Annotated in this window: 12 protein-coding genes; 5 read left to right on the top strand and 7 right to left on the bottom strand. The window is 71.2% G+C overall.

Annotated elements, in window-relative coordinates:
• Positions 1–4: 4 nt before the first annotated feature.
• Complete coding sequence (locus ACLVWQ_RS15780; protein ID WP_414109309.1) at positions 5–163, top strand: hypothetical protein; 159 nt, start codon at positions 5–7, stop codon at positions 161–163.
• A 61-nt stretch (positions 164–224) separates the two neighbouring features.
• Here the strand turns inward: ACLVWQ_RS15780 and ACLVWQ_RS15775 are convergent, their stop codons facing one another.
• From ACLVWQ_RS15775 to ACLVWQ_RS15760, 4 genes are read right to left on the bottom strand one after another with little or no spacing between them, the layout of a single operon-like run.
• The gene (locus ACLVWQ_RS15775; protein ID WP_414109307.1) at positions 225–1,439 is read right to left on the bottom strand and encodes a histidine kinase; all 1,215 of its coding nucleotides are present in this window, start codon (positions 1,437–1,439) and stop codon (positions 225–227) included.
• Positions 1,436–3,247 (bottom strand): cation acetate symporter, encoded by a 1,812-nt coding sequence (locus ACLVWQ_RS15770; protein ID WP_414109306.1) that lies wholly within the window; start codon positions 3,245–3,247, stop codon positions 1,436–1,438. Before ACLVWQ_RS15770 ends, ACLVWQ_RS15775 begins: the two co-directional genes overlap by 4 nt.
• A 36-nt stretch (positions 3,248–3,283) precedes the next feature.
• Entirely contained in the window at positions 3,284–3,640 is a 357-nt protein-coding gene (locus ACLVWQ_RS15765) for a hypothetical protein (protein WP_414109305.1), read from the bottom strand.
• A gap of 10 nt (positions 3,641–3,650) precedes the next feature.
• Complete coding sequence (locus ACLVWQ_RS15760) at positions 3,651–4,406, bottom strand: LytR/AlgR family response regulator transcription factor (protein WP_414109304.1); 756 nt, start codon at positions 4,404–4,406, stop codon at positions 3,651–3,653.
• A gap of 99 nt (positions 4,407–4,505) precedes the next feature.
• Here ACLVWQ_RS15760 and ACLVWQ_RS15755 point away from each other — a divergent pair, with 99 nt between their 5' ends.
• From ACLVWQ_RS15755 to rocD, 3 genes are all read left to right on the top strand, one after another.
• Positions 4,506–5,036, top strand: a complete 531-nt coding sequence (locus ACLVWQ_RS15755; protein ID WP_414109303.1) for an Lrp/AsnC family transcriptional regulator — start codon at positions 4,506–4,508, stop codon at positions 5,034–5,036.
• A 145-nt stretch (positions 5,037–5,181) separates the two neighbouring features.
• Positions 5,182–6,003: a dimethylargininase gene (ddaH, locus tag ACLVWQ_RS15750; protein WP_414109302.1), complete on the top strand. Its 822-nt coding sequence runs from the start codon at positions 5,182–5,184 to the stop codon at positions 6,001–6,003.
• Positions 6,000–7,232, top strand: a complete 1,233-nt coding sequence (gene rocD / locus ACLVWQ_RS15745) for an ornithine--oxo-acid transaminase (RefSeq protein ID WP_414109301.1) — start codon at positions 6,000–6,002, stop codon at positions 7,230–7,232. Before ddaH ends, rocD begins: the two co-directional genes overlap by 4 nt.
• 732 nt (positions 7,233–7,964) lie before the next feature.
• On the opposite strand, the gene ACLVWQ_RS15740 is transcribed toward rocD, so the two are convergent.
• Entirely contained in the window at positions 7,965–10,331 is a 2,367-nt protein-coding gene (locus ACLVWQ_RS15740) for a catalase (protein ID WP_414109300.1), read from the bottom strand.
• Between the two features lie 181 nt (positions 10,332–10,512).
• Positions 10,513–10,836, bottom strand: coding sequence for a plasmid stabilization protein (locus ACLVWQ_RS15735; RefSeq protein ID WP_414109299.1), 324 nt, complete (start codon positions 10,834–10,836; stop codon positions 10,513–10,515).
• A 277-nt stretch (positions 10,837–11,113) separates the two neighbouring features.
• On the opposite strand from ACLVWQ_RS15735, the gene ACLVWQ_RS15730 reads away from it, so the two are divergent.
• Entirely contained in the window at positions 11,114–11,836 is a 723-nt protein-coding gene (locus ACLVWQ_RS15730; protein ID WP_414109298.1) for a lysophospholipid acyltransferase family protein, read from the top strand.
• Positions 11,837–11,996: 160 nt separating this feature from the next.
• Here the strand turns inward: ACLVWQ_RS15730 and ACLVWQ_RS15725 are convergent, their stop codons facing one another.
• Positions 11,997–13,640 (bottom strand): alpha/beta hydrolase, encoded by a 1,644-nt coding sequence (locus tag ACLVWQ_RS15725; RefSeq protein ID WP_414109297.1) that lies wholly within the window; start codon positions 13,638–13,640, stop codon positions 11,997–11,999.
• Positions 13,641–13,830 lie beyond the last annotated feature (190 nt).

Genomic DNA, 13,830 nt, shown 5'->3' with positions numbered 1-13,830 from the left:
TGCGATGCCCGGTTCCACGAAGACCATGGGAGTGCTCACCGTCGGCAGTCTGGTGATGGTCACGGCCTACACGGTGACGCTCGGCAGCAGCGGCTGGCTGTGGTTCGGCTGGGTGGTGCTCGGCCTGATCACACTGGCGATGGTGGCCTCGCGCCCCACCTGAGGTACCGAGCGAAGTACCGCGCGAATGGTCCTCCGGGGGCCCTGTGGTCTTCCCGGAGGGCTCATTCGCGGGGCAGCCGTCCCGCAGGGTGCACGCCCGGCTGGTACTTCGGCAGCCGGGCCGTGATCTTCATGCCCGCACCCCGCGCGGTCTCGATGACCAGGCCGTGGTCGTCGCCGTACACCTGCCGCAGCCGGTCGTCGACGTTCGACAGCCCGATGCCGTCCGAGGGACTGGCCTCGCCGGCCAGGATGCGGCGCAGCCGGCCGGGGTCCATACCGGGGCCGTCGTCCTCGATGACGACGAGCGCCTCGGCGCCCGCGTCCTGCGCGCTGATGCTGATGCGGCTCTTGTCGACCTGGCCCGTGCCGCCCTCCAGGCCGTGCTTCACGGCGTTCTCCACGAGCGGCTGCAGACAGAGGAAGGGCAGGGTCACCGGCAGCACCTCGGGGGCGATCTGCAGGGTCACCGAGAGCCGGTCGCCGAACCGGGCCCGGACCAACGCCAAGTAGTGGTCGATGGCGTGCAGTTCGTCGGCGAGGGTGGTGAACTCGCCGTGCCTGCGGAACGAGTAGCGGGTGAAGTCGGCGAACTCCAGCAGGAGTTCACGGGCCCGCTCGGGGTCGGTGCGCACGAACGAGGCGATCACCGCGAGCGAGTTGAAGATGAAGTGCGGGGAGATCTGGGCCCGCAGCGCCTTGATCTCGGCCTCGATCAGCCGGGTACGGGACTGGTCGAGGTCGGCGAGTTCCAGCTGGACCGACACCCAGCGGGCGACCTCTCCGGTGGCCCGGACCAGCACGGCCGACTCACGGGGCGCGCAGGCGACGAGCGCGCCGTGCACCCGGTCGTCGACGGTGAGCGGCGCCACGACGGCCCAGCGCAGCGGGCAGTAGGGCTCGTCGCAGGCCAGCCGGAAGGCCTCACCGCGGCCGGTCTCCAGGGGGCCGCCGATCCGCTCCATGATCTGCTCGCGGTGATGCTCCCCGACGCCCTCCCAGGCCAGCACGGTGTCCTGGTCGGTGAGGCAGAGGGCGTCGGTGCCGAGCAGGGTCCGCAGCCGCCGCGCGGACTTGCGGGCCGTCTCCCCGGTCAGGCCCGCGCGCAGCGGAGGCGCGGCGAGCGACGCGGTGTGCAGGGTCTCGAAGGTGGCGTGCTCGACGGGGGTGCCGAGGCCGCCGGGGCTCGGTGAGCGCGCGGTGCGTCTGCCGTACCAGAAGCCGGCCGCCAGCAGCGGGAGCACGGCCACGCACAGTCCCGCCAGGAAACCGCTCATGCCTTGATCTCCTTGCTCCTGGGCTCCTTGCTCCTGGACTCCTTGCTCCTGGGCTCTCTGCTCCTGGGCTCCTTGGTCCTGGGTTCCTTGGGCTCCGTGCGTACCTGTCCCCCGGTCAGTTCCTCCGGCAGATGGAACCGGGCGAGGATAGCCGCCGTACCGGCCGGCACCCGGCCGGGGGTGGCCAGCGACACCAGCACCATCGTGAGGAAGCCCAGCGGCACGGACCACAGCGCCGGCCAGGCGAGCAGCGCGTGCAGCGAGCCCGTCCCCGGGAAGCCGGCCATGGTGGCAGCGACCGCCAGCAGCGCCGAGCCGCCGCCGACGAGCATCCCGGCGGCCGCCCCCGGCGGGGTGAGCCGGTGCCACCAGATGCCGAGGACGAGCAGCGGGCAGAACGACGAGGCGGAGACCGCGAAGGCGAGCCCCACGGCGTCGGCGACCGGCAGCCCGCCCACGAGCATGCTCGCCACCAGCGGCATGATCATGGCGAGGACCGTGCCGAGCCGGAAGTGCCGTACGCCGCGGGACGGCAGCACGTCCTGGGTGAGCACCCCCGCCACCGCCATGGTCAGGCCCGACGCCGTGGACAGGAAGGCGGCGAAGGCCCCGCCGGCCACCAGCGCGCCGAGCAGGTCCCCGCCGAGCCCGCCGATCACCCGGTCGGGCAGGAGCAGTACGGCCGCGTCGGCGTCCCCGGTGAGGGTGAGTTCGGGGGCGTACAGGCGGCCCAGCGCGCCGTAGACCGGGGGCAGCAGATAGAAGGCGCCGATCAGGCCGAGTACGACGACGGTGGTGCGGCGGGCGGCCACCCCGTTCGGGCTGGTGTAGAAGCGGACGACGACGTGCGGCAGCCCCATGGTGCCGAGGAAGGTGGCGAGGATCAGCCCGTACGTGGCGTACAGCGGGCGTTCCTCGCGGCCCGCGGCGAGCGAGGTGGACATGCCGCCGTTGCCGCCGCGGTCGGCGACGGGCACGGGGTCGCCCTTGCCGAAGGCCAGCCGGGTGCCCTTCTCGATGCGGTGGACGCCCGCAGGCAGGTCGACCCGCCGGCCCTCGTACCGGACGCCGTCGACCGTGCCGTCCGCGGTGACGGTCAGCGGCCCGCCGAGTTTCAGGTCGAGCCGGGCGTCGACCCGTACGACCCGGTGCTCACGGAATCTGGCCGGTTCGTCGAAGGCGTGGCGCGACGCCCCGTCGTCCTGCCAGGCGAGGACCAGGAAGAGCGCGGGGACGAGCAGGGCGGTGAGCTTGAGCCAGTACTGGAAGGCCTGCACGAAGGTGATGCTGCGCATGCCGCCCGCGGCGACGGTCGCCACCACGACGACCGCGACGATGACGCCGCCGAGGGACTTCGACGCCCCGGTCAGCACGTTCAGGGTGAGCCCGGCGCCCTGGAGCTGGGGCAGCAGGTACAGCCAGCCGACACCGACGACGAAGGCCCCGGCCAGCTTGCGCATGCCCTGCGAGGCGAGCCGTGCCTCGGCGAAGTCGGGCAGGGTGTAGGCGCCGGAGCGGCGCAGCGGGGCCGCGACGAAGATCAGCAGGACGAGGTAGCCGACGGTGTAGCCGACCGGGTACCAGAGCATGTCCGGGCCCTGGACGAGGACGAGGCCCGCGATGCCGAGGAAGGAGGCGGCGGAGAGGTATTCGCCGCTGATGGCGGCGGCGTTCAGCCGGGGGCCCACCGTGCGCGAGGCGACGTAGAAGTCGGAGGTGGTGCGGGAGATGCGCAGGCCGAAGGCGCCCACGAAGACGGTCGCGACGACCACGAGCGCGACCGCCGGGACGGCGTAGTTCTCGTTCACGGACTGCTCTCGCTCACGCCTGCTCCGCGCATGGGCTCAGCGGTCCTCGACGAGGCGGACGAAGTCCTTCTCGTTGCGGTCGGCGCGGCGCACGTACCAGCGGGCGAGCAGCACCAGCGGCGGGTAGACGCAGAAGCCGAGCACGATCCATTCCAGGCTGGAGCTGTCCCCCGTCACGGCGAACACCAGCGGCAGCGGGCCCACCAGGAGGATGAGCACGGCGAAGACGGTGAGCGCGGCCCGCAGTTGGCTGCGCATCAGGGAGCGGACGTAGGTGTGGCCGAGCGTGGTCTGCTCGTCGATCTCGGTCCGCGGCCGGGAGCGGCTCAGCGGGCGCGTACGACGGGGCGGGCCGGTGACGACGACTCGGCGGTCGGTGGGGTCGTGGGGCAACTCCGGCTCCTCAGCTCGCGGTCCGGCGCATCAGCAGGTCCCGCAGTTCTCGTGCGTGACGGCGGCTGACCTGGAGTTCGACCGACTCGACCAGGACACTCACCGTACCCGCGTCCAGACGGAGTTCGCTGATGTGGCCGAGAGCGACGAGATGACGGCGGTGGATGCGGACGAACCCGCGCGAGCGCCAGCGCTCCTCGAGGGTGGAGAGCGGGATGCGGACGAGGTGGCTGCCCTGGGCGGTGTGCAGTCGCGCGTAGTCGCCCTGGGCCTCGACATGGGTGATGTCCTCGACGGCGACGAAGCGGGTGACCCCGCCGAGCTCGACGGATATGTGGTCGGGGTCGGGTTCGTGGACGGGTATCAGCGGGGCGGCGTCCATCTGCTCGACGGCCCGTCGGACGGCCTCGGCCAGCCGCTCCCTGCGGACCGGCTTCAGGACGTAGTCGACGGCCTTGAGGTCGAAGGCCTGGACGGCGAACCCCTCGTGAGCGGTGACGAACACGACGAGCGGCGGCTTGGCGAACCCGGCGAGCAGCCGTGCCATGTCGAGTCCGTCGAGTCCGGGCATGTGGATGTCGAGGAAGACGACGTCGATGCCCTCGTCCCCACCGGGGCCGCTCTCCAGGGCCCGGTTGATCCGGCGCAGCGCCGCCGTGGCGTCGCTCGCGCCCTCGACGCTGCTCACCCGTGGATCGGCGTCCAGCAGGTAGAGCAGTTCCTCGAGGGAGGGCGGTTCGTCGTCGACGGCGAGGGCGCGCAGCATGAACCCGGAGTGTAGGAGCAATCCGTACGCCTGCACATGCGATGGGCAAGGTCGTCGTCGTGGGACCGGCACGGGATCGTCGCTGGATACAGTGCCCGCATGAGATCCACGTCCGCGTCCTTCGACGATCTCGACCGCAAGATCGTGACGGCTCTGATGGCGAACGCCCGCACGAGTTTCGCCGAGATCGGCGGGGCGGTCGGGCTGTCCGCCACCGCGGTCAAGCGCCGGGCCGACCGGCTGCGCGAGACGGGGGTGATCACCGGGTTCACGGCCACGGTGAAACCGGCCGCGCTCGGCTGGCGTACGGAGGCGTACGTGGAGGTGTACTGCGAGGGAGCGGCGCCGCCGCGGCGGCTCGCGGAGGTGGTGCGCAACCATCCGGAGATCACGGCCGCGATGACGGTGACGGGCGGCGCGGACGCGCTGCTGCATGTACGGGCCCGGGACGTGGAGCACTTCGAGGAGGTGCTGGAGCGGATCCGCGAGGAGCCCTTCATCCGCAAGACGGTCAGTTTCATGGTGCTGTCGCATCTGCTGCCGGAGAGCCCGGAGGCGGGGGCGAACCAGCCGGCACCGGAGGCGGGGGCGGGAGCGGGCAGGGACTCTTCTTTCACTCCTACGGGTTAACCGCGCAGCAAACGTGCGTCGAACAGACGTAAGACGCAGCATTCCTGCGGTGGCGCGCAATCTCTGATTCTTGTCGCGCCGCTCCCCCGCTTCCTACCGTTGAGGCATCCCACTCGACACCTCAGAAAAGCGGAGGAACCCCTCTGTGCCCATGAGCCGTGTGCCGCGCCCGAGGCGATTTCTGGTCTGCGAGCCCAGACACTTCGCCGTGCAGTACGCCATCAATCCCTGGATGCATGAGGACACACAGGTCGACGTCGACCTGGCCCGAGGCCAGTGGGCGGAGCTGATCCGCGTCTACCGCGCCCACGGCCACACCGTCGACCGCGTGGAGCCGGTCGCCGGCCTGCCGGACATGGTCTTCGCCGCGAACTCGGCGCTGGTCGTGGCCGGCCGGGTCTTCGGCTCGTACTTCCACGCGCCGCAGCGCCGCCCGGAGTCGACCGCGTACGACACGTGGTTCAAGAACGCGGGCTTCGACGTCTACCGGCCCGAGTCGGTGTGCGAGGGCGAGGGCGACCTGGTCTTCGCCGGCCGCCACCTGCTGGCCGGCACCGGGTTCCGTACGGACCGGGCCGCCCACCACGAGGTGCAGGAGTTCTTCGGCGTCCCGACCGTCGGGCTCACGCTGGTGGATCCGCGCTTCTACCACCTCGACACCGCGCTGTTCGTGCTCGACGACGGCCCCGAGGCCAACATCGCGTACTACCCGGAGGCCTTCTCGCCGGGCAGCCGCGAGGTGCTCCGCAGGCTCTTCCCGGACGCGGTGACCGCCACCCACGAGGACGCGATGGTGTTCGGGCTGAACTCCGTCTCGGACGGCCGCCACGTCTTCATCGCGCCCCGCGCCGAGACCCTCGCGGGTGAACTCGCCCGGCACGGCTATGTTCCCGTCCCCGTCGACCTGTCGGAGTTCCAGAAGGCCGGCGGCGGCATCAAGTGCTGCACCCAGGAGATCCGCTCATGACTGTCGCGCCCAGCCGTTCACCGCGCTCGTCCGCCGAGCTGATCCGCGCCGAGGAGCCCGTCCTCGCGCACAACTACCATCCGCTGCCCGTGGTCGTCGCCCGCGCCGAGGGTGCCTGGGTCGAGGACGTGGAGGGCCGTCGCTACCTCGACATGCTGGCCGGTTACTCGGCCCTCAACTTCGGGCACCGCCACCCGGCCCTGATCGAGGCCGCGCACCGGCAGCTCGACCGGCTCACCCTGACCTCGCGTGCCTTCCACAACGACCGGCTGGCCCGGTTCGCCGAGTCGCTGGCCCGGCTGACGGGGCAGGACATGGTGCTGCCGATGAACACGGGCGCCGAGGCCGTGGAGAGCGGCATCAAGGTGGCCCGCAAGTGGGCGTACGACGTGAAGGGCGTCGCACCGGACCGGGCGACGATCGTGGTGGCCGCCGACAACTTCCACGGCCGTACGACGACCGTCGTCAGCTTCTCCACCGACGAGAGCGCCCGCGCCGGGTTCGGTCCCTTCACTCCCGGCTTCCGTGTGGTCCCGTACAACGATCTCGCCGCGCTGGAGGCCGCCGTCGACGAGACGACGGCGGCCGTGCTGATCGAGCCGATCCAGGGCGAGGCGGGGGTCGTCATCCCGGACGACGGCTATCTGCGGGGCGTGAGCGAGCTGACCCGGCGGGCCGGGTGCCTGTTCGTCGCCGACGAGATCCAGTCGGGCCTCGGGCGCACGGGCCGCACCCTGGCCGTCGAGCACGAGGGGGTCGTCCCTGACGTGCTGCTGCTCGGCAAGGCGCTCGGCGGGGGCATCGTGCCGGTCTCCGCGGTGGCCGCGCGGCGCGAGGTGCTCCAGGTGCTGCGGCCCGGCCAGCACGGGTCGACGTTCGGCGGCAACCCGCTGGCCGCGGCGGTCGGTTCGGCCGTGGTGGAGCTGCTGGAGACCGGTGAGTTCCAGCGCAGGGCCCAGGAGGCGGGCGTGGTGCTGCGGGAGGGTCTGGAGTCGCTCGTCGGCAAGGGCGTACAGGGCTTCCGGGCGCGCGGGCTGTGGGCGGGCGTCGACATCGACCCCGCCGTCGGTACGGGCCGCGAGATCAGCGAGGCCCTCATGCGCGAGGGCGTCCTCGTGAAGGACACCCACGGCTCGACGATCCGACTCGCCCCGCCACTGACGATCACGGACGACGAACTGCGCTCGGCACTCGGCACGCTGGAAACGGTGCTGACGAAGGGGGCGTGAGGGGCTGGGGGCCTGCCAGGCCCGGGAGGCGGTTGAGCCGCGGGGCCTGGCAGGTCCGGGAAGCCGGGGGCCTGGCAGGTCCGGGAGCCCGAAGGCCGCGGGCCGCGAGCCGCGGGGCCTGGCAGGTCCGGGAACCGGGAGGTCGCGGGGCTGAGGGGCCGCGGCGGTGCGCCAGGCCCGGGAACCAGGAGGCCGCGGAGCCCGACCGGCCCGGGGACCGGAAGGCCGAGGGGCCGCAAGGACCCGGGAGCCGGTGGGGCCGCAAGGCCTGGCAGGGCCGGGAACCGGGGACCTGGCAGGCCCGGGAGCCTGGAGGCCACGGGGCCGGGGGCCTGGAGGTCCGGGGCCGGGGGCCTGGAGGTCCGGGGCCGGGGGCCTGGAGGTCCGGGAACCGGTCGGCCGAGGGGCCGCAAGACCGCGGAACCCGCCCGGCCCAGGAACCAGGAAGTCGCGGAACCTGAACGGGCCCGGGGACCGGAAGGCCGCGGGACCTCGGCAGTGCGCCAGGCCGGGAACCAGGAGGCCGCGGAGCCCGCCAGGCCCCGGAAGCCCGGAGACCAGGAGACGCGGAGCCGGCCGGCTCCAGGCGGCCGCAGGGCCTGCCAGGGCCGGGAGTCGGGGGCCTGGCAGGTCCGGGAGGCCCGGGGGCGGTTGTTGCGGTGGTGTTTGGTCCCTGGGGTCCTTGACGGTTCCTGAGCTGTCCTCAGGGTTTGGCGGGGTGGGACGCGTGCGTCAGAGTGTCGGCGCGAAGCGGTCCCAGACGCGGTGTTCGCCGAGTAGCTGGACGAGTGTCTCCAGGGCGGCCGGACCGCTGTCCGCGAGGACGACTCCCGCGGCGTCCACCGGGATACCGGCGGCCGCCAGCACCCCCTCGGCACCGGCCCAGCCGCCGATGGCCTTCCCGTGCCGGAAGGCCTCCGCCAGCATGAGCGTCACCCGCGGATCGGCGATCCCGTCCGCCCCCGCGCCGCCCGCCTTCGCGTCGCGAGCGCCGTAGGCGTCCTTGCCGGGTCCCGGGACGCCCGCCACGAGGAGGGCGTCGTACTCCACCGACCGGGCGGCGGCGAAGGTGCGCTGCACCTGAAGCGCCTTGGCCCCTGCATTGGCCCCTGCCTTGGCCTTGCTCCCGCCCTTCCCCTTCGCCTTGCCCTTCGCGTCCAGCTTCCCGCCCGTGGGCGCGATCACCAGGGGGACCATGCCGGCGCCCAGGACCGCTTCGCGTACGGCGCGTACGCCGTCCAGATCGCCCTGCTCGTCGGTGACGATGCCGATGACCCTCCCGTCCAGCGGCCAGACCCCGCCGAGCTGGGAGAGGGCCGGACTCGGGTCGGCCGCCACAAGGCGCACGGTCGCCCGGGGCGCGGCCAGACCGAGACCTGTGGCGACCTGCGCGCACAGCTCGGAGTCGACGTTGGCGAGCACCTTCAGCACACGCTCCCTGACCGGCTGCTCGTAGCACTTGCTCAGCTCGAAGGTGTACGCGGCGACGATGTGTTCACGTTCCACGGGCGTCATGCTGAGCCAGAAGAGCCGGGCCTGGCCGAAGTGGTCGGAGAAGGAGTCCGGCGCCCTGCGTTCCTTGTTCGCCCGCACCACCTCCGCCGGCGTCTCGATGTACGCGCGGGTGTCAGCGCCCGCCAGGAACGGGCAGCCCCCGTCGAGGGAGTTGGGGTGGTACGGCGCCGCCCCGGTGGGCACGGCACTCTGGTGCATGCCGTCCCGCAGCATGTCGTTGACCGGGGCCTGCGGGCGGTTGACCGGGATCTGCCCGAAGTTCGGCCCGCCCAGGCGGCTGATCTGCGTGTCGAGATAGGAGAAGAGCCGGCCGGCGAGCAGGGGGTCGTCGGTGACGTCGATACCGGGAACGAGATGGCCGGGGTGGAAGGCGACCTGCTCGGTCTCGGCGAAGTAGCTGGACGGGTTGGCGTTCAGGGTCATCAGACCGACCGGCTGAACGGGGGCCAGCTCCTCGGGGACGAGGTTCGTCGCGTCCAGCAGGTCGATGCCCTCGAAGGTCTGCTCCGCGTTGTCGGGGAAGGTCTGGATGCCCAGCTCCCACTGCGGGTACGCGCCCGCCTCGATGGCGTCGGCGAGGTCGCGGCGGTGGAAGTCCGGGTCCATGCCGTTGATGAGCTGTGCCTCCTCCCACACCAGGGAGTGCACTCCGAGCCGGGGCTTCCAGTGGAACTTCACCAGCGTGGTGCCGCCCTCGGCGTTCACCAGGCGGAAGGTGTGGACGCCGAAGCCCTCCATCATGCGGTAGGAGCGCGGGAGACCCCGGTCGGACATGTTCCACAGTGTGTGGTGGGTGGCCTCGGTGTGCAGGGACACGAAGTCCCAGAACGTGTCGTGGGCGCTCTGGGCCTGCGGGATCTCACGGTCCGGGTGCGGCTTCCCGGCATGGATGATGTCCGGGAACTTGATGGCGTCCTGGATGAAGAAGACCGGGATGTTGTTGCCCACCAGGTCGAAGGTGCCCTCGGCGGTGTAGAACTTCGTCGCGAAGCCCCGGGTGTCGCGCACCGTGTCCGCCGAGCCGCGTGAGCCCAGGACCGTCGAGAACCGCACGAACACCGGCGTCTCGACCCCCTCGCCGAGGAAGGCGGCCTTGCTGACCTTCGCGGCGGTGCCGTACCCCTGGAAGATCCCGTGCGCGGCGGCGCCGCGGGCGTGCACGACCCGCTCCGGGATGCGCTCGTGGTCGAAGTGGGTGATCTTCTCCCGCAGGTGGTGGTCCTGGAGGAGGACCGGGCCGCGCGCGCCGGCCTTCAGGGAGTGGTCGGTCTCGTACAGCCGTGTCCCCTGCGCCGTGGTCAGGTAGGCACCTGCCTGGGCGCGCCCGGCCGGGTCCGCGCTCGTCGGCGACCCGGTGGGGCCGACGGGCGCCGGTGCGCCCTGGTCGGCCTTGGGCGGCAGGGGGTCGCGGGGCTCGGTCGGTTCGGCGACCGGGGGCGTCTCCACTCCGGGTCTGCCGGGAACGCCATCCGCCGGACCCTTCTTGCGCGCGGCGGTGGCGGCCTTCGCCGCTGTGGCCTTCTTGGCCGTGGTCTTTGCCGCGGTCTTCTTGGCCGTGGTCTTCCGGGGTTTCTTCTCAGCCATCGGGGCTCCAGCCTTCGGGGAGCGGCTGAGTACCCCTTGCCCTCTGGGCGAACCGTCACTTCAGGGTGGATTACGGCGTAATGCGCCACCCGGCGGGCTCGGACCGGCGGATGCCGTACCGCCGGTGGAGTGAGCCACCGCGCGCAGAGCCCGCCAGGGGTGCCGGGTCAGGCGGCCGGTGTCAGTGGCCCAGTTTCTGCTTCAGCTCCGACTTGTTCATGGCGGAGCGGCCCTTGACGTTGCGCCGCTTGGCCTCCTCGTACAGCTGGTCGTACGTGGGGCCCTGCGCTCCGCTGTGCGAGCGCAGGCCGCCCCGCTTCGACGACGACATGTCCCGCGTGGACGTCTTGCTCGCCGTCCTGGACTCACCTGCCCGAGCCCGTTCCTTGTTGACGGTGCGGGCGGCGATCTCCTTGGCCCGCCCCGTGCTCTCTCCGCGCTGCTCGGCGCTGTCCTTGATGTGCTCGTACTGCCGTTCCCGCTTGGGGCTGGAACCACGAGGCATGATCACTCCTTGTTCGGCCGAGGGATGCCGGCGCTCCGCGCCGTCGGCTCCGCGTCGCCCGAGTCCCCCTTCTTCCCTTTTCGACACTCCGCCGGGGCGCGGGCCGCGCGCGGAGCCGTCGGGGCCCGTCGGGGCCGGTCACGACGGGTCGGTACGAGTCCGCTCGGGGACGGTTACAGGGGGCGATGCCTGCACATACACTGGCGTCCCGCAGCACACCTCTTGACCAGCTAGAACACGGCGGTTGAGCCGACCCGGCGAAGCGAGGAGCGACCCGTTGTTCTATTACGTTCTCAAGTACGTGATCCTGGGACCGCTGTTGCGGCTGGTCTTCCGGCCCCGGATCGAGGGGCTGGAACGCGTACCGGCGACGGGCCCGGCCATCATCGCCGGCAACCACCTGTCGTTCTCGGACCACTTCCTGCTGCCCGCGATCCTCAAGCGGCGCATCACGTTCCTCGCCAAGGCCGAGTACTTCACGGGCCCCGGAGTCAAAGGCCGCCTGACGGCGTTCTTCTTCCGCAGCGCCGGGCAGATCCCGGTGGACCGTTCCGGCAAGGAAGCAGGTCAGGCGGCGATCCGTGAGGGTCTCGGGGTGCTGAGCAAGGACGAGCTGCTCGGCATCTACCCGGAGGGCACCCGCTCGCACGACGGCCGCCTCTACAAGGGCAAGGTCGGTGTCGCGGTGATGGCGCTCAGGGCCGAGGTGCCCGTCGTCCCGTGCGCGATGATCGGCACCTTCGAGGCACAGCCCCCGGGCCGGAAGATCCCGAAGATCCACCCCGTGGCGATCCGCTTCGGGAAGCCGCTCGACTTCTCCCGCTACGCCGGCATGGAGAACGAGAAGGCGATCCTGCGCGCCATCACCGACGAGATCATGTACGCGATCCTCACCCTCTCCGAGCAGGAGTACGTGGACCGGTACGCGGCCGACGTGAAGGCGGAAGAGGCGGCCGAGAAGGCGAAGGCGCGCAAGTTCCCGCGGATGCCGCTGCGTTGACGCTCCGCTCGGCGAAGGCGTCGATTCGTGCTTCGGGCAGTGAGAGGGGGCGGCCGTGGGACGGCCGCCCCCTCTGCTGCAACTACCGGCTCAAGGTGCCGACTTCAGGCACTGGCTTCAAGAGCCGGCTCCAGGTGTCGACTTCAGGTGCCGGTGGCCGCTACGGCTTGGGCGTGGCGTGCGGGGCGCACGTCACGTCGGCCGCGCCGACCTTGCCGGTGAGCAGGTAGGTGTCCACCCGCTCGTTCACGCACGGGTTGGTCAGCCCGGTCACACCGTGCGAACCCGCGTCCTTCTCGGTGATCAGGCGGGAGCCCTTGAACCGCTTGTGCAGTTCGACGCCACCCGCGTAGGGAGTGGCGGCGTCACGTGTGGACTGCACGATCAGGACGGGCGGCAGGCCCTTGCCCGACTTCACCTCGACCGGGGTCTGCTGCTTGGCGGGCCAGGTCGCGCACGGCAGGTTCAGCCAGGCGTTGGCCCACGTCATGAACGGGTAGTTCTTGTGCAGCGCGCTGTTGTCGCGGTCCCACTTCTTCCAGCTGGTGGGCCACTTGGCGTCGGTGCACTCGACGGCCGTGTAGACGGCGTTGCCGTTCTCCGAGGCGATGTTGCCCGCGGTGTCGGAGAGGTCCGGCGCGGCCGCGTCGACGAGCGCCTGGGTGTCCCCGGCGACGTACTTGCTGAAGACCGTCGCGACCGGCACCCACGACGAGTCGTAGTACGGGGCGCTCTGGAAGAAGCCGATGAGCTCGGACGGGCCGACGACCCCGCCGACGGGGTTCTTCTTCGCGGTGGCGCGCAGCTTCAGCCACTGGTCCTGGACCTTCGCCCGGGTGTCCCCGAGGTGGAACGCCGCGTCGTTCGCGGCGACCCAGTCCTGCCAGTCCTTCCAGCGCTTCTCGAAGGCGACGTCCTGGTCGAGGTTGGCCTGGTACCAGATCTTCTCGCGCGACGGGTTGACCACGCTGTCCGCGACCATACGGCGCACATGGTCCGGGTAGAGCGTGCCGTAGACGGCGGCGATGTACGTGCCGTACGAGACGCCCAGGAAGTTGAGCTTCTTCTCGCCGAGCGCGGCCCTGATGACGTCCAGGTCGCGAACGGTGTTGGGGGTCGTCATCTGCGGCAGCATGTCGCCACTGCGTTCGGCGCAGCCGGCCGCGTACTCGGCGGCGAGCTTGCGCTGGACCCGCTTGTCGGCCTCGGAGTCCGGTACCGGGTCCAGCTTGGGGGCCTTGACGAACTCCTGCGGGTCGGCGCAGGAGATGGGCGCCGAGTGGCCGACACCGCGCGGGTCGAAGCCGACGAAGTCGTACGCCTTGGACGTGTTCACCCAGAGCGGGTTCTTGGTGGTGACCCGGGTCGGGAAGCGCAGTCCCGAGCCGCCGGGGCCGCCGGGGTTGTAGACGAGGGCGCCCTGGCGCTCCGCCTTCGTGCCGGTGTTGCCGATGCGGTCGACGGCGAGCTTGATCTTCTTGCCGTCGGGCTTCGCGTAGTCGAGCGGCACCGTGACCCAGCCGCACTGGATGGGCTTCGCGATGGCCCAGTCGGCGGGGCAGTCCTGCCAGTCGATACCGGCCTTGGCCGCGCGAGCGGCGGCGATCTCGGCGCCCCGCGCCCGGCTGTCCTGACCGTGGCCGTTACCGCCGTGGCTGTTCCGGCTCTGGCTGTTCTGGCTCTGGCTCTGGCTGCTCTGGCCCTGGCGAATGTCCGCGCTGGCCGTCGGGGCCGCGACGGCGCCGGTTATGAGCGTCGCGGTGACGAGCGCCCCGGCCGAGCCGAACGCCGTCACCTTTCTCATACCTCTCAAGAGAGTTCTCCCCCTACTGTCGTCGTGGTCAGTACCGGGGATCCTTTCTGCTGTGAGGTACCTGAGGACAGGGGCGAAGTGTCTTCTTTGCCAATCCGATAACCGGAACATCTCTGTCCGTTGAGCGGAGATGCCGGTTGACCCCCATCACCGCTTCGTCACCACATCTCCACACCACGCC

Source organism: Streptomyces sp. CWNU-52B (genome assembly GCF_047444975.1).
Classification (GTDB): Bacteria; Actinomycetota; Actinomycetes; order Streptomycetales; family Streptomycetaceae; genus Streptomyces.
The sequence above is the reverse complement of the archived record's forward strand: the minus strand, read 5'-3'. Positions and strand labels throughout refer to the sequence as shown.